The following is a 22,254-nucleotide window of genomic DNA, read 5'->3' on the forward strand; positions in this document are numbered from 1 at the left end:
CGGGCCCATGCTCTCCGGCGAGACCATCGACGGATTGTACCCATAGCCGCCCATCGGGCCCATGCTCTCCGGCGAGACCATCGACGGATTGTAGCCGTAGCCGCCCATCGGACCCATGCTCTCCGGCGAGACCATCGACGGATTGTAGCCGTAGCCGCCCATCGGGCCCATGCTCTCCGGCGAGACCATCGACGGATTGTACCCATAGCCGCCCATCGGGCCCATGCTCTCCGGCGAGACCATCGACGGATTGTAGCCGTAGCCGCCCATCGGGCCTGTGCTCTCCGGCGATACGGCGTTGGAACCGTAGCCTTGATCGCTGGCAGGACTCACCATCGGCGATCCCCAGCCATAATTCGGCGCTCCCCACGGCAGGCCGGGAGACGTTTCGGCAGGGCTGACGGCGGTCGGCTGTCCGTAGCCATAGCTGCCCGTCATTGCCGGCGATACTGCTGTCGGCATTTCATAACCGCCCGTCATCGCCGGCGATACCGCTGTCGGCATTTCATAACCATAACCTCCGGTCATCGCCGGAGATACCGCCGTCGGCATGCCATAGCCGCCGCCTGTCATCGCCGGCGACACGGCCGTCGGCATATCATAGCCGTAGCCGCCCGTCATTGCCGGAGATACCGCTGTCGGCATGCCGTAGCCGCCTGTCATCGCCGGCGACACGGCCGACGGTTGGCTGTAGCCGTAGCCGCTATGGACCGGGCTTGTCGGCATATCGTGCAGCGACATGACCTCGGTTGCGGGAATGCCGTACTGTTTGAACAAATCGACGTTTTGCTCGTAGGTCGGATGCATCGGATATTTCTTCTCTGCCATTGGAACTTCCGTCGGCACCGGCATCGGAGCCGGCGTCGGCTCGGGCATCGGAACCGGCGTAGGTATCGGAGCGGTGTTCTTCGGTCCCGTCGGCTTTTTGCCCGTCGGAATTTTGCCGGTCGGGATTTTGCCCATGAGCCCCTGCACGCCCTGCATGACCGACGACGGATGAAGCGGGTGATGGCCCGTTCCCGATTTGTGGCCGTGATTCGTTTCATGCATTTCCGGCATTGCGCCCGGCATGCTCGGTTTAGGTATGTTTACGACTTCCCCCGTCAGCAGCACGTTCGGATTTTTGAGCTGCGGATTCGCTTTGATCATATCGCCGAGCGGAACGCCCCACGCTTTGGACAGCTTCCAGAGCGTATCGCCCTGCTGCACGACGTGCTGGTGCATGACCTCCATGTCGTCGCCTTGCATCGCGGGCACTTTGATTTTCATGCCGATGTCGATCTCGTCCGGATTGGTGATGGATGGGTTAAGCTTTAAAATTTCTTCCAGCGATACATTGTACTTTTGCGCGATCATGTACAAGGTGTCGCCTTTTTTTACGATATGAATTTTCACCCGACAAAAACCTCCTGTCACGTTTTACGTCTTGGGCAGACGCGGCAAACGCCCGTTATCAATCCCTACATCCTATGCGGGAGGTGGGCGAGTGTCACCCTTCTTCATAAAAAAAAATTGAAGCTCTCCCCGGCGCTCGCGCCAAGAAAAAGCTTCAATCGTGTTCATTGCCTGCCTATTCGTACACTTTCACGCCGTCGACGTCCACCGTTTTACGGAACTCCGCCAGCAAATGCGTCGTGATCGGGCCGGCTTTGCCCTCGCCGATCGTACGCCCGTCTACCTCGCGTACCGCGATGACCTCGGCCGCAGTGCCCGTGAAGAACACTTCGTCCGCCACGTATACGTCGTGGAGCGTGAACGGCTCTTCCTTCAGCGCATAGCCCAGCTTCGCGCACAGTTCGATGATCGTCGCGCGCGTGATGCCTTCCAAGGCGCCTACATAGCATGGCGGCGTATAAACGACACCGCGCTTGATGATGAAGATATTATCGCTGGAGCCTTCGGCCACGTAGCCTTGGGCGTTCAGCATGATCGCCTCGCCGACGCCGGCCAGGTTGGCTTGGATTTTGACCAGGATGTTGTTCAGGTAGTTCAGCGACTTGATCTTCGGATTGAGCGCATCCGGGATATTGCGGCGCTGCGAGACCGACACGGACACGAGACCGTCGCGGTACGCTTCTTCCGAATAAATCGCGAGCTGCTCCACGATGATGATAACCCATGCCGCCGGGCAGCGCTGCGGATCAAGGCCCAGGTTGCCCGGACCGCGGGAAACGACGAGCCGGATATAGCCGTCGCGCAGCTCGTTGCGCCGGATCGTTTCGACCAGCGCCTGTTCCATTTCGCCGCAGGAAAGCGGAATGTTCAGCATGATCGATTTCGCCGAGTCGTACAGCCGGTCGAGATGCTCCTTGCATTTGAAAATATTGCCGTTGTAGATGCGGATGCCTTCGAAAATTCCGTCCCCGTAAAGGAAGCCGTGATCGAAAACCGATACCTTAGCGTCCTCTTTGGTCACGTAATCGCCGTTGAGATAAATCACTTGTTCAGCCATGATCGTACCTGCACCTCCGAAAATGAGTTAACGAGATTCGTATGTGAAGCTTGGATAGCTGCCAAGCACGCGCACCTGGCATCCGATCGCTTCGATCTCGGCGATCGCGGACGGCAGCAGCACGGTTTCCATCGCCATCTCGACATCGATCAGAAAATAATAATTGCCGAGCTTTTTCTTCGTCGGCCGCGACTCTATGCGCGAGAGATTGATCCGGCGCCACGAGAACGCGGACAGCACTTGATGCAGCGCACCCGGATAATCCTCCGGAAGCGTGATCAGGACGCTCGTCTTATGTTTCTCCGACGTTCGTAGTTTGAACGGCTCCCGGCCGACAAGCAGGAAGCGCGTGTAATTGTTGTCATGGTCGGTGACGGCGGGTTCGAGAACAGCGAGATCGTTGTCCGCCGCCGCGGATACTTGCCCGATGGCCGCCCAGCCGCGCCCGGGATTGTCGCGGACGATGCGCACCGCCTCGGACGTGCTGCCGACATGTTCCAGCTCCGCATGCGGTAGGAGGCGCTTCAGATACTGCGTGCACTGCGCCATCGCGACAGGGTGGCTCATGACCTTCACGATACGTCCGTAAGCGAGTTCTCCGCCTTCCTCCGTCAGCTCGGAAGAAGCCCCGATCAGGTTTTGAATCGACGGGTAGACCCACTCCGCTTGGATCGGCAAATTCACCTCGTCGACCAGCCAATCGGTATGTAAGCTAACGGAACCGTCTATCGTGTTCTCGATCGGAATGACGGCATAATCCGTTTTTCCCTCGGCCGTGGACAGGAAGACGTCCGCGATCATGCGGTGATACTCGTACCGAATGTCGACGCCGAAGCCGTTCAGCATGTACCTGGCCGCTTCGTCGGACGTGGAGCCTTTGGTCAAACAAGCTGCGCTTATCATGCCCTTACTTCTCCTTTGATTCGTTCCATGAACGTTACTGTCTTGCCTGCGCCGAAGATAGCCAGCTCCGGACCGTTTAAGGCAGGCGCGAGCCACATCGTTTCCGCCTCGATGCCATGGGCGCGAAGCGTTTCCAGCAGGAACGACTCCAGCTCCGCCTTCCTGTCGCTGCTCCGGTCCACCAGGGCCAGCAGCGTCGGCCCGGCGCCGCTCAGCGCGATGCCTAGCGCGCCGCGGCTGGTCGCCTGCTCCAGGATCTCGGACATGCCCGGTACCAGAGGCGCCCGGTAAGGCTGGTGCAGCCTATCCCGCATGGCGAACGGAATCAGCTCCAAATCGCCGCTCGCGAACGCGGCCACCAGCAGCGAGCTGCACGCTACATTATAGACGGCATCCTTCATGTCGAGCTTCTCAGGCAGCGCGTGGCGCGCCTTCTCCGTGGACAGCTGGAACGACGGAATCGCCACCAGCACCTCCAATTTCTCGTGCGGCGCGATACGCACCTTCTCGGCGCGCGTCCCGTCCCATGCCGAGACGACGATGCCGCCGAATAGCGACGCCCCTACGTTATCGGGATGGCCTTCCAGCCCGGAAGCCATTTGGAACAACTTGTCCTCGCTATGCGGACTTCCTGCCAGCGCGTTCGCCGCCACGAGTGCGCCGACGATCGCGGACGCACTGCTGCCGAGCCCGCGAGTAAGCGGGATCTCGCTGTACATGGCGATGCGCAGCTCCGGCATCTCCAGGCCGGCTTCCTCGAATACGAGCCGAGCGACTTTGTACGTCAGGTTCGTCTTGTCGGTCGGAATGCCTTCCAATCCGTCGCCGTAAAGCTCGATAACGGTGTCTCCGCCGGAGACAGCCTCCATCTCGATCCACGCGTAAAGCGACAGCGCCATGCCCAGCGTATCGAAGCCCGGACCGAGATTCGCCGTGCTGGCCGGAACTTTAACCAATACCTGGCCGTTTATCATACTCCCGCACCCTCCAGATGACGGATGGCGTTTCTAACCGATGCCGTGCGTCATAGGTTCTTCATCCGTAGCTTCATTTACTTGCGCTTCCCTGTCTTGCAACTACCCGCGCCTGCTTATCCTTCGACGCGATAAACGCTCTTGATCGTCTTCACGACATCCATCGCTTCGAGCGATTTGAGGACCCGTTTGGCCGCCGCTTTGTTCGCGTCATGCGTGATGATGATGATTTCGGCTTCCGGATTGCTCGGATTCGGCTGCTGCAGCACGGATTCCAGGCTCACCTCGTGCTCGGCGAACGCCTGCGTGATGCGCGCCAACACGCCTGCGCGGTCGGCCACATGCAGCAGCATGAAATATTTCGACGCGATCTGCTCGTCGGTTTTGAGTTTCTTCTCCTTGTACGCGATCAGCTCCTGCTTGCCGTTCACGCCGAGCTTCAGGTTCTTGACGACCGCCACCAAATCGGCAACGACGGAGGTTGCCGTCGGCAGCTCTCCCGCTCCCGGTCCGTAGAACATCGTCTCGCCCACGGCTTCGCCGTAGACGTACACCGCATTGTACACGCCGTTCACGGCGGCGATCGGATGCGACAGCTTCACCATCGTCGGCTGCACGCTGACGCTGATGTAATCGTCCTGGCGCTCCGCGATGCCGAGCAGCTTCACTTCATAGCCGAGCCGCTTCGCGTACAGAATATCCTCGCGCGTGATCGCCGAGATGCCTTTGACGTCCACGTCTTCCAAAGCCACGTTCGCACGGAAGCCGAGCGTCGCCAGAATCGTCATTTTACGCGCGGCATCCAACCCCTCCACGTCGGAAGTCGGATCGGCTTCGGCATAGCCGAGCTCTTGAGCTTCCTTCAGTACATCGCCGTATGCCGCGCCTTCCTTGCTCATCTTGGTCAAAATATAATTCGTGGTCCCGTTCACGATGCCCATAATCTTGGTTATGCGATCGGACGAGAAGCCTTCGATCAGCGTGCGGATAATCGGGATGCCGCCCGCCACGCTCGCTTCGTAGAGGACGTCGCAGCCGTTCTCGTGCGCCGCGGCCAGGATTTCGGGACCATGCAGCGCCATCAAATCCTTGTTCGCCGTCACGACGTGCTTGCCGCGGGCCAATGCCTCCAGGATATAGCTCTTGGTCGTCTCGATGCCGCCCATGACTTCGACGATGACGTCGATCTCCGGATTATGAATGACTTCCCAAGCGTCCTCCGTCAATTTATCGGGATTGATGCTGATGGCGCGCACCTTGCTTATATTTTGAACGAGCACCTTCTCGATAACGATCGGGGATCCGACCTGGCTTTGCAGATCCGTCTGATGGCCCTCCACGATGCGAACGACGCCCGTTCCTACCGTGCCGAGTCCAAGCAATCCTACTTTAATCGGTTTCATTCCGTTAACCTCCAGTATATAGTCTATCCTTGGCCGATGATGGACGCCCTTCGGACGCCGTCCTGCCTGCGCAGCGCATCCGTGAATTCGGACAGCGTCCCGCCCATGAGCGAGGTATCGACGGAAATCACAACGTTGGCCAATCCTTGCAGCGGAATCGTTTGATGAATCGTCAGCACGTTTCCTTCCGAACCGGCCACGAGGCCGAGCACCTTGGAAAGCACGCCCGCGCGATGATCCAAGTCCATGGAGATGGTCACGATCGTTTCCCGCTTCAGCTGATCCTGCGCATAAACCCCGTCTTTGTACTTGTAAAAGGCGCTCCGGCTCAGGCCTACGCGCTCGGTCGCTTCGTGAACGGTGGCGGCATCGCCCCGGCGAAGCATTTCCTTGACCTGAATGGTCTTCACGATTGCTTCCGGCAGCATATCCTCGCGAACGACGTAATATCGTTCCTCCACTGACCGTCCTCCTATCGAAGACATTTGTTCTTCCATAGAGGACATTATATCGAATAATCGACATGGCGGCAATAGTCATTTCCATGCATGCGGCAAATCCCAGGTATAAAAAAAGCCGCCCCGGCCGCGTCTGCAGTAGATGCAAACACAGCCCCGGCAGCTGATTCCGTGCTATTCGTGGTAATAGAAGTCGCTTCCCTCGAAAAACTCGAAGGTAAAGTCGCCGATTCGTACGATATCGCCGTCTTTCGCCCCGATATTGCGAAGCTCCGCGTCCACGCCCATCAAGCGCAGCGTTCTCGCGAAACGCATGATCGCGTCGTAGGAGTTGTTCAGGTTGACGCGCTTCATGAATTTCTCGATGTAGGCGCTCTCCACGTAGAAGCCCTCATTCTCCTTGCCGACCTTGAAGGAGCGGTCTTCTTCCTTGTCCAGCGTATACACCTTGCGTTCCGCCACGTCGCGCACTTCCTCGATCTGACGGGTTTCCGGCACGGTCTCGAGCAGGTCCATCGCCTTATAGAGCAGCTCCTGAACGCCCTGCTTCGTCAGCGAGGACATCGCCACGACCTGATGCTCGGCTTCGTCTTCGCGTGCCTGCAGCTGCTCCCGGAACAGCGCGAGGTTGTCCTCGGCATCCGGCATGTCCATCTTGTTCGCCACGATGATCTGCGGACGCTCCGCCAGCACCGGATTGTACAGCTCCAGCTCCTGGTTGATGGTTACCCAATCCTCGTACGGATCCCGTCCCTCCGAGCCCGACATGTCGAGCACGTGCAAAATAATGCGCGTACGCTCCACGTGCCGCAGAAAATCATGGCCGAGCCCGACGCCTTCATGCGCGCCTTCGATCAATCCCGGAAGATCCGCCATGACGAAACTGCGGCCGTCCCCGACATCGACGACGCCGAGATTCGGAGATATCGTCGTGAAATGGTACGCGCCGATCTTCGGCTGGGCCGCCGACACGATCGAGAGCAGCGTCGATTTGCCCACGCTCGGGAAACCGACAAGGCCGACGTCAGCCATGACCTTCAGCTCGAGGATGATCCAACGTTCTTCGCCGTCTTCGCCGTTTTCCGCGAAATCGGGCGCCGGGTTGCTCGCCGTCGCGAACCGCGTATTGCCGCGTCCGCCGCGCCCGCCCTTGGCGACGATGATCTCCGAGCCGTGCTGCGTCATGTCCGCGATGATTTCTCCGGAATCGTCATCCAAAATGACCGTTCCCGGCGGAATTCGAATCACGGTGTTCTCCGCGTTGGACCCGTGCATCGTCTTGACTTTGCCGCGCTCGCCCCGTTCGCCCTTGAAATGCTTCTGGTAGCGGAAGTCCATCAGCGTCCGAAGCCCGTTGTCCACGCGGAAAATGACGTCGCCGCCTTTTCCCCCGTCGCCGCCGGCCGGCCCGCCTTGCGGCACGTACTTCTCCCGGCGGTACGAGACGATCCCGTTGCCGCCGTCGCCGCCTTTTACGAAAATTTTCGCCTTATCGACAAACATGTCTTTGCTTCCTCCATCTATTGTCCAAGCTGCGCCTCGAGGATCAACGTCCCCTTGCCATGATCCACTTCCGCCATGTGAAGCGGAGAACCGTGAAGCGCGCGCTCGCAATTCTTCTTCCATTCGCTGCCCGACGCGAGCTTCCCGTCGAAATGGAACGACAGCTGCAGCTTATCCTCGTCCGCGGATATATCCATCATCAGCTTGGCCGCGTCGCCGCTGCTCGAGACGGCCGCTTCGCGGTAAGCTTGTATCAGCTCTATAATCGCATTCGCCGCCTGTTCCTTGTCGGGGAACAGCTCGGCCAAATTCACTTCGCCGTCAATGTCCATATCGATGATCATGGCATTGGTTCGCGTGCGGAATGATTGCAGGAACATCACGAGCGACGGGATTCCGAGCTTGGCAATCTTGCTTTCGGTCAACATCCGTTCCCTTATCTGTTCCACGCACTGAATCGTCTTATCCGTCTTCCCCATTCGAAGATAGCCGAAGATAATTTGCAGATCGTTCATCCAATCATGCCGGTGATGATTAAGCGTAGCAATCGCGGTTTGCTGCAGCGATTTCTCGAGCAACTCCAGCCGTTCGGCCTGTTCCCGCAGGAGAGAACGGTTCCACGCAAACGCCGCCGCCGCGATCCATACCAGAAAGACGGCCAGCAGCCACCGGTGCATGGGCCAAATTAATACTGCCGCCGCAGGCGCAATGACGGAAGCAGCCGCATAATATCGGGTGCGATTCATGAATCGAGCCTACTTTCCTATTCTTTCCTAACCTTAAACAGTATAGCATGAGTAAGCGGAAAGTTCATCCGGACAAGCATAGGGGAGATAAAAAAAGAAAACCCCGGTCTGCAAGCAGACCGGGGATTGTTGCTTATTCCGCTGCAGCGACAGCTGCTGCTGCAACCGGGTAAACGCTGACTTTCTTGCGGTCGCGTCCCCAACGTTCGTATTTCACGACGCCTTCCACTTTCGCGAAGAGCGTGTCGTCTTTACCGATGCCAACGTTGTTGCCCGGATGAACTTTCGTTCCGCGTTGACGAACAAGAATGCTTCCCGCCGTTACCGTTTGGCCGTCGGCACGTTTAGCGCCGAGACGTTTCGATTGGCTGTCGCGTCCGTTCTTTGTGGAACCTACGCCTTTCTTCGAAGCGAAGAGCTGAAGATTCAGTTTCAACATGGATGTTCCCTCCTTTATTCACGAAATTGTTGACGAATGACAACGTACTTCCCGTACGAGGCCGCAATGGATTCGAGCATCACGATCATACTCTCCAGGAGAAGCTGCATCTTCGCATCGGAAGCCGCATCCTCTCCGGCGGGGATTTCGGACCGGAGCCAGCCGCTCTTCATCGAAGCCGGGAGCTCGACGCCCGCCAACGCTTCGATCGCATTCACCGTGCCGACCGATACGGCCGACACCCCCGCGCAAATGATGTCCTTGCCGGGATTGGCGAATTTGGCATGTCCCTCTATCGCAAACGATACGATCCGCGAATCGACGGCGGACTGCCGTTCAATGGTGACCGTAATCATAGTTTGTCCTCTTAAGCTTGGATCTTGCCAATCGTAACTTTGGAGTACGGTTGACGGTGACCTTGCTTCCGGCGGTAGTTTTTCTTCGCTTTATATTTATAAACGATGATTTTTTGTCCTCTGCCGTGTTTCTCGACGGTCGCCGTTACAGTAGCGCCGGAAACAACCGGAGTACCCGTAACGATTTCTTCGCCTTTGGAAACAGCCAATACGCGGTCGAATGTTACGTTCTCGCCTTCAGCAGCATCCAGTTTCTCGATGTAAAGAACGTCGCCTTCTTGCACTTTGTATTGTTTTCCACCCGTTTCAATGATCGCAAACATGTGTTGCACCTCCTTATATCGAAGACTCGCCTGATGCAGGTGCCGTGAAAGCGAGCTCTCACGCGCTTATGTACCTGTTCTGTGCGGTAAATGGCCGGCAATTCGCAGTTCTCAATCGCAGACACCATAACATAATATCACACATCATATCCGATAGCAACGAAATAATATAGCATGCCGGACTCGTCAATATATCGGACTGCCCGACGGCTCCTTGGCCGGAACCGGCTTTTGCTCGCGCACTTTTTTGCGCGTCATTTCCAGCAGACCGAGCCTTGTCCACCCGACGACCTGGCATTTGGTCCGATCGGAGCGTACGTGGCGCTCGAGGAGCTGCATCACTTGCTCGCGATGCGCCTCTAGTTCCATGTCGATAAAATCGACGATGATGATGCCGCCGACATCCCGCAGACGAAGGAGCCTGGCGATCTGCTCGGCCGCTTCAAGGTTCGTGCGGAACACGGTGTCCTCCAGGTCGGAGGTACCGACGAATCGGCCCGTGTTGACGTCGACGACGGTCAACGCTTCCGTCTGGTCCCAGACGAGATCGCCCCCGGACTTGAGCCGGAAACGGCGCTGGCAGGCTTCGTTCAGCTGCTCGTTGATACGATCCTGCTGAAAGAGCGAAACGCCGCCGATTACCGGCTCGAACAACCGGAGCCGCGGCAGCATGGCGGGCGCAAGCCGTTTCATCATAGCTTTCGTCTTCCGGAAAACCGAGCCGTCGTCGATCCAGATTTGGTCGATCTCTGCCGTCAGCAGGTCGCGGACCAGCCGGTGCACAAGATCCGCGTCCCGGTGCAGCAGCGTCGGCGCGGAAGCCGTCTCGCCCCGCTGCCTGATCTCCTGCCAGAGCTCCCTAAGGAACTGCACGTCCTGCTGCAGCGCGTCCAGGCTCTCGCCCTCGGAGGCCGTTCGCATGATGACGCCTTCGCCGGGCAAACGGATCCGTTCGCCGACGGCGCGCATTCGCGATCGCTCCGACTCGGTGCTGACCTTCTTGGACACGCCTATGTAATCGGCAATCGGCATATAGACCAGAAACCTGCCGGGCAAGGAAAAATGCGTCGTTACCCGGGCGCCTTTGCCGCCTAGCGGTTCTTTCATGACCTGCACGAGCAGTTCTTGGCCGGGATGAAGCAGTTGGTTGATCTGCGGCTTCTCCTTCGGCTGACGGTCCAAATGCGGATGAAGCACGTCATCGATATAAAGAAAGGCGTTCTTCGGGAGTCCGATATCGACGAAGGCCGCCTGCATGCCGGGCAATACGTTCACGACGCGCGCTTTGAAGATGCTTCCGACAAGCTGGCCGGCGTTCTCCGTCTTTTCCATATAGTATTCGTACAGCGATTGATCGTCCACGATGGCGATTTGAAGCATGTCTTTCTGACCGTGAACCAGCATTTTCTTCATTCTCTTGACCTCCTGCCTCAGTCGGTCTCCACGGATACCTATTTTACATGAAAAGCTCCAAGACTGCACGGTCTGCTTTTCCGTCCGATAGAAATCCGCTGACCAGCCGCTGTTCCGGCAGCACGCCCAGCACGTCCCCCTTCTCCTCCATCACGACGATCAAATGATAGCTGTCCCGCTTGAACAGCCGGAGCGCGGCCAACACCGTGTAACCCTTCGGCACGATGATCGGAAAAGCCCAGGTCCCGCGCGAGACCGACCGGGACGACGACACGGCACGATTGGTCAGGAATCGAAGGAAAAGAAAGGGAATGTTGCGGTACGCCGTCCAATTGGTCAGCAGCAAAAACAAACCGACGGCGACCAGGTTCAAATGTAGATGGACCGCGTTTTTGCTCAGCACGGCCGGCACTAAGGCGCTAACGATCATTAACGCGCTAAAGAGCAGACTGATTCTAGTACCCCAAATCAACGTGCCGTGAAACGTCAGCGTCCGGCTCAGTCCCGCCTGCATCAGCTTCCCGCCGTCCAGCGGCAGGATCGGCAGCAAATTGAACAAGCCGATCATGATATTCGCCTGGCAGACGTAAGCCGCCCAGTCTTGGTGCCACAATCCGGTTTGCCCGAGCACCCAGGCGGCGCCCGCCATCCAGACGTTCTGGAGGGGGCCGGCGATCGCCACGAGCGCTTCTTCTCTTGCCGGCAGCCCGCTCCCGTCCTCGACTTCAGCCACCCCGCCGAAGGGCAGCAGTTTCACCTCGCGAACCGTCCAGCCGAAGCCTTTTGCCGCGAAGACATGCCCCAGCTCGTGTACGAGCACGATCGCGAACAATGTCAGCAGTTCGACAAAGTACCCCGTTACGATTGACGCGAGCATGATAAGCACGAACAGCGGATGAACGGACCACCGGATGCCGCCGAGTTTAATCAATCGGCACGACGTCCGCCGGATTGACGTATCGGCCCTTCTCCTTCACCGCGAAAAACAGCAAGCTTTGGGTGCCGGTTTCCTTCGACGCCTGAAGCTTCCCGAGGGTTTTGCCCGCTTCTATCCAATCGTTGGCCGCGACGATCACGCCGGTCAGATGACCGTATTCCGTCACGCGCTCGTTAGCATGCTGCACGACCACGGTTTCTCCGCCGTTCCCGTCCTTCGAGACCAAGATGACGCGTCCCGTCTCCGCCGCCAGCACCGCCTGTTCCGGGCTGCCCGCGATATCGACGCCGCCCAGCGTCTCCGCGAACGAACGCACGACCGTGCCCGCCGGCAGCGGCGATACGATCGGGAGCTCCACGGCGCCCTCGGCAAGCCGGGATTCCTCGCCGCCATGGCTGCCGAAGAACGGAATGAACGACGGGGCGCCTGCAAACCATTTGTTATACATAGCCGCTGCCGCGTCGAAATTCATGCTCTCCGTCAATGCCGCGGTTACTGCCTCCTGCCCCTGCTTGGCTGCCGGATTATCCACCTTGAACATCAGGAACACGATCGCGAACAGCGCCGCGGCGATGGCCGATTGAATAAACAACCCTCTCGCGATGAACCGGTAATCGTTCGGCCGGTCCGGCGGCGGACCGCCCGTCTTGCTGGCGCGGATATCCTTGCTTGGCAAAGGCGCGATGTTCCAGCCCGCGGATTCCCACGGATTGGGATTCGCTTTCCACAGCCGTTCCGGATCATCTTCATGCGGACGCGGACCTGACCCTGCCGGCGGCACGTTCAGGCCGACGGGATAGTTATCCTCATGGTTCGGCGCGATAAGCGGCGCCATTTGATCCGATTGCAGCCTCTGGGAATGCCTCAACGGCTGAGGCTGCGGAGGTTGAGACTGTTGTCGCGCTGCCTGCTTGGCATTATTCTCCATGATCCGGCGGATGCGTTCTTGCCTGCGTTCGCGGACGCTGTTTCGCGTATCCATAACCTATCCCTCCACCTATACAGCTTGTTCACTCCAGTATATGAGGCGGTCGGACGGGTTATGAGTTCGTCCCGGGGATTATAAAACGCCGAGAATCCATCCTTCCAGCGGCACGACGGCTTCTCGCTGGCTGGCGGTCAACGTCTGCAGGCTCATGTACTGCCGCAGCGCGCCGCCGGCATCCTGCTCGCGCAGCCATACGGATACCGCGTACGCGTCCTTCTCGTCCCGCTTGGTCAATTCCGGCGGGTATTGATAGCGATTATAGAACAATGACGGGTACGCCTCGGCAATGACGCTCCTGCCGCCATCCGGCAAAAGCCCGTCGAACGGCCATACGTGAAGTACGTCGGCGTACCTGCGCCGGAGCTCGTACAGCCACGGAAGACCTGCATGCGTGGAGAACGCCACCGAGATCAATGTCGGATTCAGGTTCAGCACGCTTTTGGCCGAAGACGTGAATTTCTCCGTCAAGCGCAGCTCCCAAGGATTCGCGTACGGCAGCGTCGGCGCCGCAATCGACGAGACCGGTTGTTCCTTGACCCCGCCCCATATCGCATCGAAATGACGCATGAACGCCATCCAGTCGTGGAATGCGGGCTTGACCCGCGTGGTCTCCTCAAAATAAGAAAGCGGAAACGACAGTCCATGGTCCATCCCGACGATCATCGCACCCCTTTGCCCGGCTCGCTGTTCATCCAAGCGACTCGCCAAAAAACGGTACGTCCCTTCCCTGGACCAGCTGGCCTGGCCGGCTGCCCGTACGGGGAGAGCGTCTGCGCTCGACTCGTAGATCTGAATCGCGGTATGCTTCTGCCGCGGTGAACCTTTGCCGGAATAATCGATGCCGACGTAGTGCTCGAACACGACGGTTCCTCCTCCTCTTTCTTGCGGCCGCCGGACAAGAAAAACCGCCCGGCGATGCCGGACGGTTACGTGGCCATTTCGTACTTCTCTTGGTGCACCTTGACGCTGAACACGATGCCGATGCACAGCATGTTCAGCAGCAGCGAGGTCCCGCCGTAACTGATGAACGGCAGCGTAATGCCCGTTATCGGCATAAGCCCGATCATCATCCCGATGTTCTGGAAGACTTGGAAGACGTACATCGACACGATGCCGATGACGATGAACGATCCCCGCAAGTCATAACACTGGAAGGCGATAATGATCATCCTGTAAATCAACAAGAAATACAGCATCAGCAGAATCGCGGCTCCCTGGAAGCCGAACTCCTCGCCGACGACGACGAATATCGCATCCGAGTACGGATATGGGATAAACTTCCGGTTCTTGGATTCGCCCTTCATGTAGCCGTCACCGGTCAAACCGCCCGAGCCTATGGCGATCTTGGCTTTATTCGCTTGATACACATCGTCGCCGGATGCCGTATCCGGATTGATGAACCCGTTGATCCGAACGTACCAGTGCGTCTTGTTGTGATCTTCCATGTAATCGTGGATCTGCTGGTTGTACGTGTTGAACAAGGACATGAACAAGATCAGGCAGCCGACGATGATCGACAGCCCGATCAGCACATGCGTGTAACGCACGTTGCCGATCCATAACATGCCGAGCACGATGACCAGATAGATGATGGCATTCCCCAAATCCGGCTGGATCATGACGAGCAGGAACGGCACGAACGAAAAGACGGCGACGACGAATAAATCCTGCCGGATGCGGAGCGGATCGCCCTGCCTTCGCCCCATGAGGAACGCGACCGTAATGATCAGAATGATCTTCACCATCTCCGCCGGCTGGAATAAGAGCCCGCCGGGAAGGATGAACCAGCTCTTGGCGCCGTTGATCTCGGGCGCCAGCAAATAGACGGCGACCAGCAGAATCAAACCAAGGCCGTATAACACATGCCACGCTTTCAGCAGCACGCGGTAATCGAAGAAAGACGCGCACAGCGCGATCGCAAATCCGGCGCCGTAGAAGATCATGGTCTTGACGTCGTAGTTCGCGTACTCGGGATTCCCGTACGTGGCGCTGTGCACGAGCAGCGTACTGGCCGCCATAAGCGCGAGCAAGATGAAGATGATGCCCAAATCTATTTTTTTCAGTTTATTCAGCACTTCGCAATCATCCTATTCCGAGAAACTTGCGGAATCGCTTCATGACGCCCGTCTTCTCTTCGAGCGGCATGAGAGGCACCATGTCGCCAAGCATCCGCCTCGCGATGTTCCGGTAAGCGATCGCGGCGCGCGAGGACGGATCCATGACCGTCGGCTCGCCGGCATTGGCCGAACGGATGACCTTCTCGTCGTCGGGAACGATGCCGAGCAAGTCGATCGCAAGCACCTGGCAGATTTCATCGATGTCGAGCATATCGCCGGAGCGGACCATATTCGCGCGAATTCGGTTAATGACGAGCCGCGAAGGCACTTGCGCCTGCTCCAGCAGTCCGATGACCCGGTCCGCATCCCGGACGGCCGCATTCTCCGGCGTCGTGACGATGATCGCGCGGTCGGCGCCGGCGATGGCGTTCCGGAAGCCTTGTTCGATGCCGGCCGGACAGTCGATGATGACGTAATCGTATTCCTTCTTCAGTTCCACGACGATATCCTTGACCTGCTCGGGCGAGATGTCGCTCTTATCCTTCGTTTGGGCGGCCGGCAGCATGTACAGCTCTTCGAATCGCTTGTCCTTGACGAGCGCCTGGTTGAGCCTGCAGCGGCCTTCCGCGACATCGATCAAGTCATAGATAATGCGATTTTCGAGCCCCATGACCACGTCCAGATTGCGCAGGCCGATATCCGTATCGACCATGCACACCTTTTTTCCAAGCAATGCAAGCGCCGTGCCGATATTGGCCGAGGTCGTCGTTTTGCCGACCCCGCCTTTACCCGATGTCACCACAATCGCTTCTCCCATGACTTCACTCCCCCGCTCAAGCTCTAAACAAGACAGGCAGCTTACGCAAACGCTGCAGCTGCGTCATCTTATCGATTTTCATTACACCTTCGCTCAAGAAGGCAAACTCCATCATCGCGTCCCCCGTCATCCATTCGTCCGGCGGACGGCTGATGACATCGTCGATGCGGAGCTGCGTCGGTCTCAGCAAGGACGCGGCAATGACGGAATCCTTCTCTCCCTTGTAGCCGGCATGCGCCAGTCCGCGGAGCGCGCCGAGCACGTAAATATCGCCCGTGCACAGCACCGTGCCACCGGGATTGACGTCTCCCATCAGCAGCAGGTTGCCGTCGTGCTCGACGGTTTGGCCGGATCGGACGATGCCCGTCAAGAGCTTGATATTATTGCCGTCTTCGGGCTTTGCTTCGACCTTGGCTTCGCTCTCGATCGTTTGCACGAGCAGATTGCCCTGCTGCCGGATCGTCGCTTTAATCCGTTCTTTTTCTTCCTCGTTGATCAGACGGGTGCCGAGCTTCACTTGAACGTGAACGATGGGACCTGTCAGCAGCTGTTGATGCGATTTTTCCAATTTGTACTGCAGTTCGTCCAGCAAGGTGGAAAACTCGCAATTGTCGTCGAGGAGGAAAATCAACCCGTCCTTGACGCCTTTTATCGTAATATGCTGCTTCTCGGTCACGCTCGCTCCACCCCTCTCTCTCTATACGATTCTTTCATTCGCGCGCGTTTTCCTGCCTCGAAGGACGCGTTAATCTTCTTCTTCGTCCGTTTTGGGCTTGATGCTGCCTTCGAACCATCGTCTTGCCGGTATGTACAAGGCCAAAGCGAATAATAGCTGAAGAAACAGGCTCGGAATGATATGCTGCGACAAGGCCCATTCAAACGTTTGATCCGTAAGCCGGAACACCCGGTAGATGAAATAGACGACCGTATCGTGGACGAGAGTGGACAGCCCGATCATGGAAAGCGCCATCAAGAGCGTGCTGCGCTTGCGCTCCATCAACAATCCGGTTAAATATCCGACCAGCCCCATCGCGAAGGCATGCACGCCGAGAATCCGGCCGTAAAACGCCAGATCCTGCAGCAAGCCGAACGACAAGCCGAGCAGGAGCGCCGAGTGCCGTCCCCGGTAGAGCGCCGCAAAGAGCACGAAAGCGAGCGTAAAATGCGGTACGATGCGCCCGACCATATCATCAGGCAGCAACCAGTAGAAGATCGTTCCTTCCGACAAAAAGAACAGCACCATGACGCCTATGATACGCTGGAGGCTCATGGAGTTTCTTCTCCCAAATCGGAGGTTTGCACGACGAACACTTCGGTCAAATGATCAAAATCCGCCGCCGGCGTAATCGTCGCCGTGTAGGTCAGGCCGAAATCGCCTACCTGGCTGCTGTCGACCGTACCGATGACCATGCCGCGCGGATAAACCCCGCCTTCGCCGGACGTAATGACGGTATCCCCTTTCTTCAGGGGGTCATGCTCGGAAATTTTGGACATGGACAGCTTGCCGGTCTCCGAATCGTAATTGTCGACGATGCCGAAAGACTTCTCTTCCTTGCCGAGAACGGTGGCCGCGATCAGCTTCGTATCGATCGAATTCACGTTCAGCTTCGTGATCGGCATGACGGAGGAGAAGAACGGATCGACGCGCATGATCAAGCCGACCAAGCCTTTGTTGGTGACGACGACCATGTTCGGCTTGATGCCGTCCTTGGAGCCCAAATTGATGCGGATCGTCTCGTCGTACGGATCGTTGTTGACGGCGACGACCTGCGCGATAAGGTATTTGTAATTGTTCAGTTCCTTCTGGCGTTCCGTGAAGTGCAGGCCCTCCTGAAGGTCTTTCAGCTGGGATTCCATGAAATTGTACTTGATGCTGTCCCGCGCGTAAGCGGCAGCCGCGATGCGCAACTGCTCGTTTTCCTTGTACACCTCGCGCATATGGGACAGGTCGTGCACGAGATTCGACACATAGCCAGCCGGCCGGTACAGCCATTGTTGGAAGAAGCCCGTCGTATCGAGCGCGAAATTCTCCGGCCACGACAGCTTCTTCCGGTCGCCGATGGAGAAGCCCAAAACGGCGACGAAGAGAATAAACACGATCATGAGCACAAACATCCGTTTGTTGCGCATCCAATTAAACACTTCTTCACCCGCCCATTTTCGTGCTGAATGCCGAACGACCCCAGGCTCGTTCAAACCAATCAGCGTCGCTCATCCGTTTTCCCCAAAATCCATGTCCGGATTACTTCTTGGAGCGGGAAACCGGACCTCCGCGTGTTTTGAACAGGTCGATATTGTCCAGCGCTCTGCCTGTTCCGATGGCAACGCAATCAAGCGGATTCTCCGCCACGATGACCGGCATCCCCGTTTCGCGGGCGAGCAGCTTGTCCAGGTTCTTGAGCAAGGCGCCTCCGCCCGTCAAGACGATGCCGCGGTCCATGATGTCCGCGGACAGCTCCGGCGGGCATTTCTCGAGCGTGACCTTGACGGCGTCGACGATGGCATTGACGGTATCGGCCAGCGCTTCGCAAATTTCGTCCGACGATATCGGAAGCGTCTTCGGCAATCCGGACACCAGGTCGCGGCCGCGAATTTCGACCGTTTCCTGCTGTTCCAGGGCAAGCGCCGATCCGATCTCCATTTTCAGCTGCTCGGACGTCCGCTCTCCGATCATGAGGTTATACATCCGCTTGATGTACTGCATGATCGCCTCGTCCATCTCGTCTCCGGCGATACGGATGGAACGGCTCGTGACGATGCCGCCGAGCGAGATGACCGCAACCTCCGTCGTGCCTCCGCCGATGTCCACGACCATGCTGCCCGTCGGTTCCCAAACCGGCAGGTCCGCGCCGATCGCCGCCGCGAACGGCTCTTCGATCGTGAAAGCTTCCCGCGCGCCCGCTTGCACGGTCGCGTCCTTCACCGCGCGCTGCTCGACGGCCGTGATGCCCGACGGCACGCAAACCATCACGTTCGGGTGACGCGGAAACAGCGAACGGCTCTTCTGCGCCTGACGAATGAAATATTTGATCATCGTGGAGGTCGTGTCGAAATCGGCGATAACGCCGTCTTTCATCGGGCGGATCGCGCGGATGTTGCCCGGCGTGCGGCCGATCATTTTTTTGGCGTGCTCGCCGACGGCTTCGATTTTCTTGGTATCGGTACGAAGAGCAACCACGGAAGGCTCTCTTACGACAATTCCTTTTCCTTTGACGTAGACGAGTGTGTTAGCTGTACCCAAATCGATTCCCAGATCTTTCGAAAAACCACCAAACATAGTTGTATCTTCCTTTCTTTCGTAAGACAATCCCTCTTATTATATTACATGTGGCCTTGCTCCTTCAAACTTATAAAGCGATTGTCACCTATTACCAAATGGTCGAGTACATCGATGCCGACAAGCTCGCCCGCTTCTACCAGGCGTCTCGTGAGGGCGATATCTTCGGGGCTCGGCGTCGGATCGCCGCTGGGGTGATTATGCAGGCAGATCAGCGAGGAGCTGCTGCATTTGATCGCCGCGCGAAACACTTCGCGAGGGTGGACGAGCGTCGCGTTGAGGGTGCCTACGGATAACGTTTCCGTTAAAATGACTTGATTTTTCGTATTTAAGTACAAACAAACGAAATGCTCCTGCTTTAAATAGCGGAGCTCTTCCATCATGATTTGGGCTGCGTCGGAAGGTCTTCGGATCGTCGGCAGTTCTCCCTGCTGACTGCGGGCAAGGCGGCGGCCGAGCTCGATGCCGGCTCGGATCTGGACCGCTTTGGCGGGTCCGATCCCGCGGATCTTGGTCAGCTCCGCGATACTCATGTCCACAAGCCCGCGCAGGCTGCCGCATTGATTAAGAATTCGCGATGCGAGGAGAACGGCGGATTCGCTTCTCGTTCCCGTTCGCAGCAGAATGGCCAGCAATTCCGCATGACTGAGTGCATCGGCCCCAACGGTCATCAGGCGCTCTCTCGGTCGGTCTTCGTTAGGGATGTTTCGAAGCACATAGGGCTTGCCTGCCTCCATGTGAGTTCCCTGCCTTCTAGTAGTGGTTAGTGTCAAGTGCGCGCCGAGAACGAAACGTTCCGGCGCGTTTAAATAATCGCGATTCCGAACTCGGACAGCATGTCCGACAGGAGCGAAAGCGGTAAGCCGACCACGTTGAAATAGCAGCCGTCGATCCGGTCGACAAGCACGGCGCCTCGGCCTTGTATGCCGTAGCTGCCCGCCTTGTCCATCGGCTCGCCGGATTCGACGTAGCGTTCGATCGTACCGGAATCAAGCGGTTTCATCACGACTTCCGTTCTGCGATGAGCGGTCAGCTGCCGACCGGTTCGCGGCTCGAAGCACGCGATACCGGTAAACACCTGGTGACGGCGCCCTTGAAGCCGGCTCAGCATGCCCACGGCATGCGAACGGTCGCGCGGCTTGCCGAGCGCTTCGCCGTCAAGCACGACGATCGTATCGGCGCCGATAACAAGCGAGGCCGACGCGTCTTCGGGCGAGAGGAGCTCTGCCGAAGCCCTCGCCTTGCGCAATCCGAGCCGTTCGACGATTTGCGGCGGCGTCCAGTCCGGAGGCGTCGTTTCATCCGTGTCGCTTGACAAAATGAGAACCGGCAAGGAAAGGCCGAGTGAAGCGACCAATTCCCGCCGGCGGGGAGAAGACGAAGCCAGCACGAGCTGGCTGGGATGTTCAGTTGGGGTCGTGCGGGAAATTTCCATCAAAGCAAGGCTCCTTTGCGGATCGTAGCAGCTCCCTACAGTTTGCGGTACAGCCAAATGGCGAGCACAAGGCCGGCGATGCTGAGCAGGCTGACATGGAGCCGCAGCGTGAACGAATAGCTCAGCACGAGCAAGTCCGCGGCTGGCGACCAAACAATGGGGGTCGATTTCGTCAGAAACGAAAGTCCTGGGACCGTAGCCAACGAACGGGCGATAAGCGCGCCGGCCAGCAGACCGATTACGATGAACAGCAGCAATACCCAGAAATTTTTCTTCATCTTCCAACGTCCCTCGCCATTTTTTGACACGTACATTCCATTATACGCGTCCCGGGAACGCTTTACAATGATTCCATGGAAGCAAACCAGTCTTTCTGGATAAAGACCGCGTTCATGAGCGAAGTCTGCATGGACCACAGATAGGCTTCGGAAGGTTTTTTAGCGTATTCGCCAGCAGCGACGGCTGCCGTGTTCATGGCCTGAACGAGTTTGTGCAGCGTGTCTTTATTCGTTTTGTCCGTCATGCCGGTCTCTATCTTGGACGCGGATTCCGTCCATTGCTGGTGCAGCGCCTGCCATTCGCCGTCCGTTGCCGATTGGCCGCTCAGCTTTGCGACCGTCATGCCGTCCAGCTTCGCAAGCAGCCGGGCCGTGTCTTCGAAGAACGATTGCGCATCGGACGAAGCGCCCCCATATGCGACCGCCTTGAGCGCGGGAAGATCGATTTGCTTCACGTAAACGTCCATGCCGGTAAGCGTCCGGCCGAGAAGTTCGGCTTCGTCGCGGTCCGTCGACATGCCGACATAGATGCGATAATCGTCCTTGGATGTCAGCGATGCGGCCGCAAGCCCCTTGCCATGAAGTTCCGCCGCGGCTGCGCTGAGCCCGTCCTGCGTACTGAATACCCCGTATTGCAGCATGTAATAGGAAGCCGCCGGCACGTCTACCTTCACCGTCGGAAGCCCGCCGGCGCTCGCCGCGCCGCCCGTGCTGTCCGGATTGCCGTTGGCGCTGCCGGCGTCCGTCGCCTTGCCTCCGTTCGCGGCTCCTGCCGTTTTTCCGCCGCCGGTTACCGTGCCGCTTGCGGCAGGCAGGGAATCCCCGGTCGTGCCCGTGCTATCGGAACCGGTCCCGCCCGTGAACAGCGTCAGGACGAAATAGCCGAACAGCGCCCCCGTGGCGATCGCGCCTGCGACCGAAGCGAACACTTTGAACCACGAAGGCCCCTGCGGCGGCCGCTTCGCGGAACCGGTAAGCCGCGTATCGGAAGACATGCGCTTCCCCGGCTTGTTGCGGCTCCCGTACAGGTCCTCGTCGACTTCGATCTGAGGATACATATCGATGATCGGAGACGCCGCACCGCGCTTGGAATACGCTTGCAGCGGCATCTCGCGTTCCGCTCCCTCGTCGCCTAACAATATCGTATCATCGGCCTCGAAAGGCGGCATGACCTTCTCCGGTGGAAGCGGCACATACGCCGGCTCGATCTCTTCCGCATAAGCTCTTGCCCGGGGCTGCGGTTCGCGTTTCGGCATTTGGCCGTCGGCTTCGCGAATAAGCTGCTCCAGCGCATGGGCATCATTTTGAAACGGGCTGTTCCAGGCCGGGATGTCCGGCGTGAATTTCAATTCCTCTTTAAAATAACGGGCGGCATCGGCTTCCGATGCGCGCGGCTGCCCCTGCGGCGGCTGCTCCACGCGTTCACCGCTCCTTTTATCGAAACGATACGTAATGCGTCCATTCGAATTCATCGCACTCTCTCCTTGTCCGCGTA

Annotated in this window: 25 protein-coding genes; all 25 read right to left on the bottom strand. The window is 58.1% G+C overall.

All coding sequences use genetic code 11. The annotated features are described in order from the left end of the window. Window positions 1–1,395 (bottom strand): LysM peptidoglycan-binding domain-containing protein (locus AC50YL_RS20920; protein WP_494834478.1); only part of this gene is annotated, 1,395 nt, incomplete at its 3' end. A gap of 175 nt (window positions 1,396–1,570) precedes the next feature. After that, window positions 1,571–2,452, bottom strand: a complete 882-nt coding sequence (gene ilvE / locus AC50YL_RS20925; protein WP_494834480.1) for a branched-chain-amino-acid transaminase — start codon at window positions 2,450–2,452, stop codon at window positions 1,571–1,573. 27 nt (window positions 2,453–2,479) lie between these two features. Then, complete coding sequence (gene pheA / locus AC50YL_RS20930) at window positions 2,480–3,355, bottom strand: prephenate dehydratase (protein ID WP_494834482.1); 876 nt, start codon at window positions 3,353–3,355, stop codon at window positions 2,480–2,482. Continuing rightward, window positions 3,352–4,329, bottom strand: coding sequence for a homoserine kinase (gene thrB / locus AC50YL_RS20935; protein ID WP_494834485.1), 978 nt, complete (start codon window positions 4,327–4,329; stop codon window positions 3,352–3,354). The genes pheA and thrB overlap by 4 nt, the downstream gene beginning before the upstream one ends. A gap of 116 nt (window positions 4,330–4,445) precedes the next feature. After that, complete coding sequence (locus tag AC50YL_RS20940) at window positions 4,446–5,732, bottom strand: homoserine dehydrogenase (protein ID WP_494834487.1); 1,287 nt, start codon at window positions 5,730–5,732, stop codon at window positions 4,446–4,448. Between the two features lie 23 nt (window positions 5,733–5,755). Further along, window positions 5,756–6,193: an ACT domain-containing protein gene (locus tag AC50YL_RS20945; protein WP_494834489.1), complete on the bottom strand. Its 438-nt coding sequence runs from the start codon at window positions 6,191–6,193 to the stop codon at window positions 5,756–5,758. Window positions 6,194–6,364: 171 nt separating this feature from the next. Then, window positions 6,365–7,693, bottom strand: coding sequence for a GTPase ObgE (obgE, locus tag AC50YL_RS20950; protein WP_494834491.1), 1,329 nt, complete (start codon window positions 7,691–7,693; stop codon window positions 6,365–6,367). A 17-nt stretch (window positions 7,694–7,710) separates the two neighbouring features. Then, complete coding sequence (locus AC50YL_RS20955; protein ID WP_494834492.1) at window positions 7,711–8,439, bottom strand: Spo0B domain-containing protein; 729 nt, start codon at window positions 8,437–8,439, stop codon at window positions 7,711–7,713. Window positions 8,440–8,572: 133 nt separating this feature from the next. Further along, window positions 8,573–8,878 carry a 50S ribosomal protein L27 gene (gene rpmA, locus AC50YL_RS20960; protein ID WP_090641680.1) on the bottom strand — a complete coding sequence of 102 codons (306 nt, stop codon included), beginning with the start codon at window positions 8,876–8,878 and terminating at the stop codon, window positions 8,573–8,575. 14 nt (window positions 8,879–8,892) lie between these two features. Next, on the bottom strand, window positions 8,893–9,234 hold the full coding sequence (locus AC50YL_RS20965) for a ribosomal-processing cysteine protease Prp (protein WP_494834495.1): 342 nt from the start codon (window positions 9,232–9,234) through the stop codon (window positions 8,893–8,895). An 11-nt stretch (window positions 9,235–9,245) separates the two neighbouring features. Next, on the bottom strand, window positions 9,246–9,557 hold the full coding sequence (gene rplU, locus AC50YL_RS20970; protein WP_161744716.1) for a 50S ribosomal protein L21: 312 nt from the start codon (window positions 9,555–9,557) through the stop codon (window positions 9,246–9,248). Between the two features lie 186 nt (window positions 9,558–9,743). Then, complete coding sequence (locus tag AC50YL_RS20975) at window positions 9,744–10,970, bottom strand: Rne/Rng family ribonuclease (RefSeq protein WP_494834497.1); 1,227 nt, start codon at window positions 10,968–10,970, stop codon at window positions 9,744–9,746. A gap of 43 nt (window positions 10,971–11,013) precedes the next feature. Continuing rightward, window positions 11,014–11,901: a site-2 protease family protein gene (locus AC50YL_RS20980; protein WP_494834499.1), complete on the bottom strand. Its 888-nt coding sequence runs from the start codon at window positions 11,899–11,901 to the stop codon at window positions 11,014–11,016. Beyond that, window positions 11,894–12,889, bottom strand: a complete 996-nt coding sequence (locus AC50YL_RS20985; protein ID WP_494834501.1) for a peptidoglycan DD-metalloendopeptidase family protein — start codon at window positions 12,887–12,889, stop codon at window positions 11,894–11,896. Before AC50YL_RS20985 ends, AC50YL_RS20980 begins: the two co-directional genes overlap by 8 nt. 78 nt (window positions 12,890–12,967) lie before the next feature. Continuing rightward, complete coding sequence (locus AC50YL_RS20990; protein WP_494834503.1) at window positions 12,968–13,756, bottom strand: hypothetical protein; 789 nt, start codon at window positions 13,754–13,756, stop codon at window positions 12,968–12,970. 65 nt (window positions 13,757–13,821) lie between these two features. After that, a complete protein-coding gene (locus AC50YL_RS20995; RefSeq protein ID WP_161744711.1) occupies window positions 13,822–14,970 on the bottom strand; it encodes an FtsW/RodA/SpoVE family cell cycle protein in 1,149 nt (382 codons plus the stop codon). Between the two features lie 7 nt (window positions 14,971–14,977). After that, a complete protein-coding gene (gene minD, locus AC50YL_RS21000; RefSeq protein ID WP_161744710.1) occupies window positions 14,978–15,769 on the bottom strand; it encodes a septum site-determining protein MinD in 792 nt (263 codons plus the stop codon). Between the two features lie 16 nt (window positions 15,770–15,785). Then, window positions 15,786–16,445, bottom strand: coding sequence for a septum site-determining protein MinC (gene minC / locus AC50YL_RS21005; RefSeq protein ID WP_494834504.1), 660 nt, complete (start codon window positions 16,443–16,445; stop codon window positions 15,786–15,788). 69 nt (window positions 16,446–16,514) lie between these two features. Continuing rightward, window positions 16,515–17,039: a rod shape-determining protein MreD gene (gene mreD, locus AC50YL_RS21010; RefSeq protein WP_494834505.1), complete on the bottom strand. Its 525-nt coding sequence runs from the start codon at window positions 17,037–17,039 to the stop codon at window positions 16,515–16,517. After that, window positions 17,036–17,911 (bottom strand): rod shape-determining protein MreC, encoded by an 876-nt coding sequence (mreC, locus tag AC50YL_RS21015; protein ID WP_494834507.1) that lies wholly within the window; start codon window positions 17,909–17,911, stop codon window positions 17,036–17,038. Before mreC ends, mreD begins: the two co-directional genes overlap by 4 nt. A gap of 100 nt (window positions 17,912–18,011) precedes the next feature. Further along, window positions 18,012–19,046 carry a rod shape-determining protein gene (locus tag AC50YL_RS21020; protein WP_494834509.1) on the bottom strand — a complete coding sequence of 345 codons (1,035 nt, stop codon included), beginning with the start codon at window positions 19,044–19,046 and terminating at the stop codon, window positions 18,012–18,014. A 44-nt stretch (window positions 19,047–19,090) separates the two neighbouring features. Continuing rightward, entirely contained in the window at window positions 19,091–19,783 is a 693-nt protein-coding gene (gene radC / locus AC50YL_RS21025; protein ID WP_494834510.1) for a RadC family protein, read from the bottom strand. Window positions 19,784–19,851: 68 nt separating this feature from the next. After that, window positions 19,852–20,481 carry a Maf family protein gene (locus AC50YL_RS21030; RefSeq protein WP_494834512.1) on the bottom strand — a complete coding sequence of 210 codons (630 nt, stop codon included), beginning with the start codon at window positions 20,479–20,481 and terminating at the stop codon, window positions 19,852–19,854. Window positions 20,482–20,516: 35 nt separating this feature from the next. Then, window positions 20,517–20,759 (bottom strand): DUF4321 domain-containing protein, encoded by a 243-nt coding sequence (locus AC50YL_RS21035; RefSeq protein ID WP_494834514.1) that lies wholly within the window; start codon window positions 20,757–20,759, stop codon window positions 20,517–20,519. 62 nt (window positions 20,760–20,821) lie between these two features. Continuing rightward, window positions 20,822–22,231 carry an SPOR domain-containing protein gene (locus tag AC50YL_RS21040; protein ID WP_494834515.1) on the bottom strand — a complete coding sequence of 470 codons (1,410 nt, stop codon included), beginning with the start codon at window positions 22,229–22,231 and terminating at the stop codon, window positions 20,822–20,824. Between the last annotated feature and the right edge of the window lie 23 nt (window positions 22,232–22,254).

Source organism: Paenibacillus sp. J22P277 (assembly GCF_059383675.1).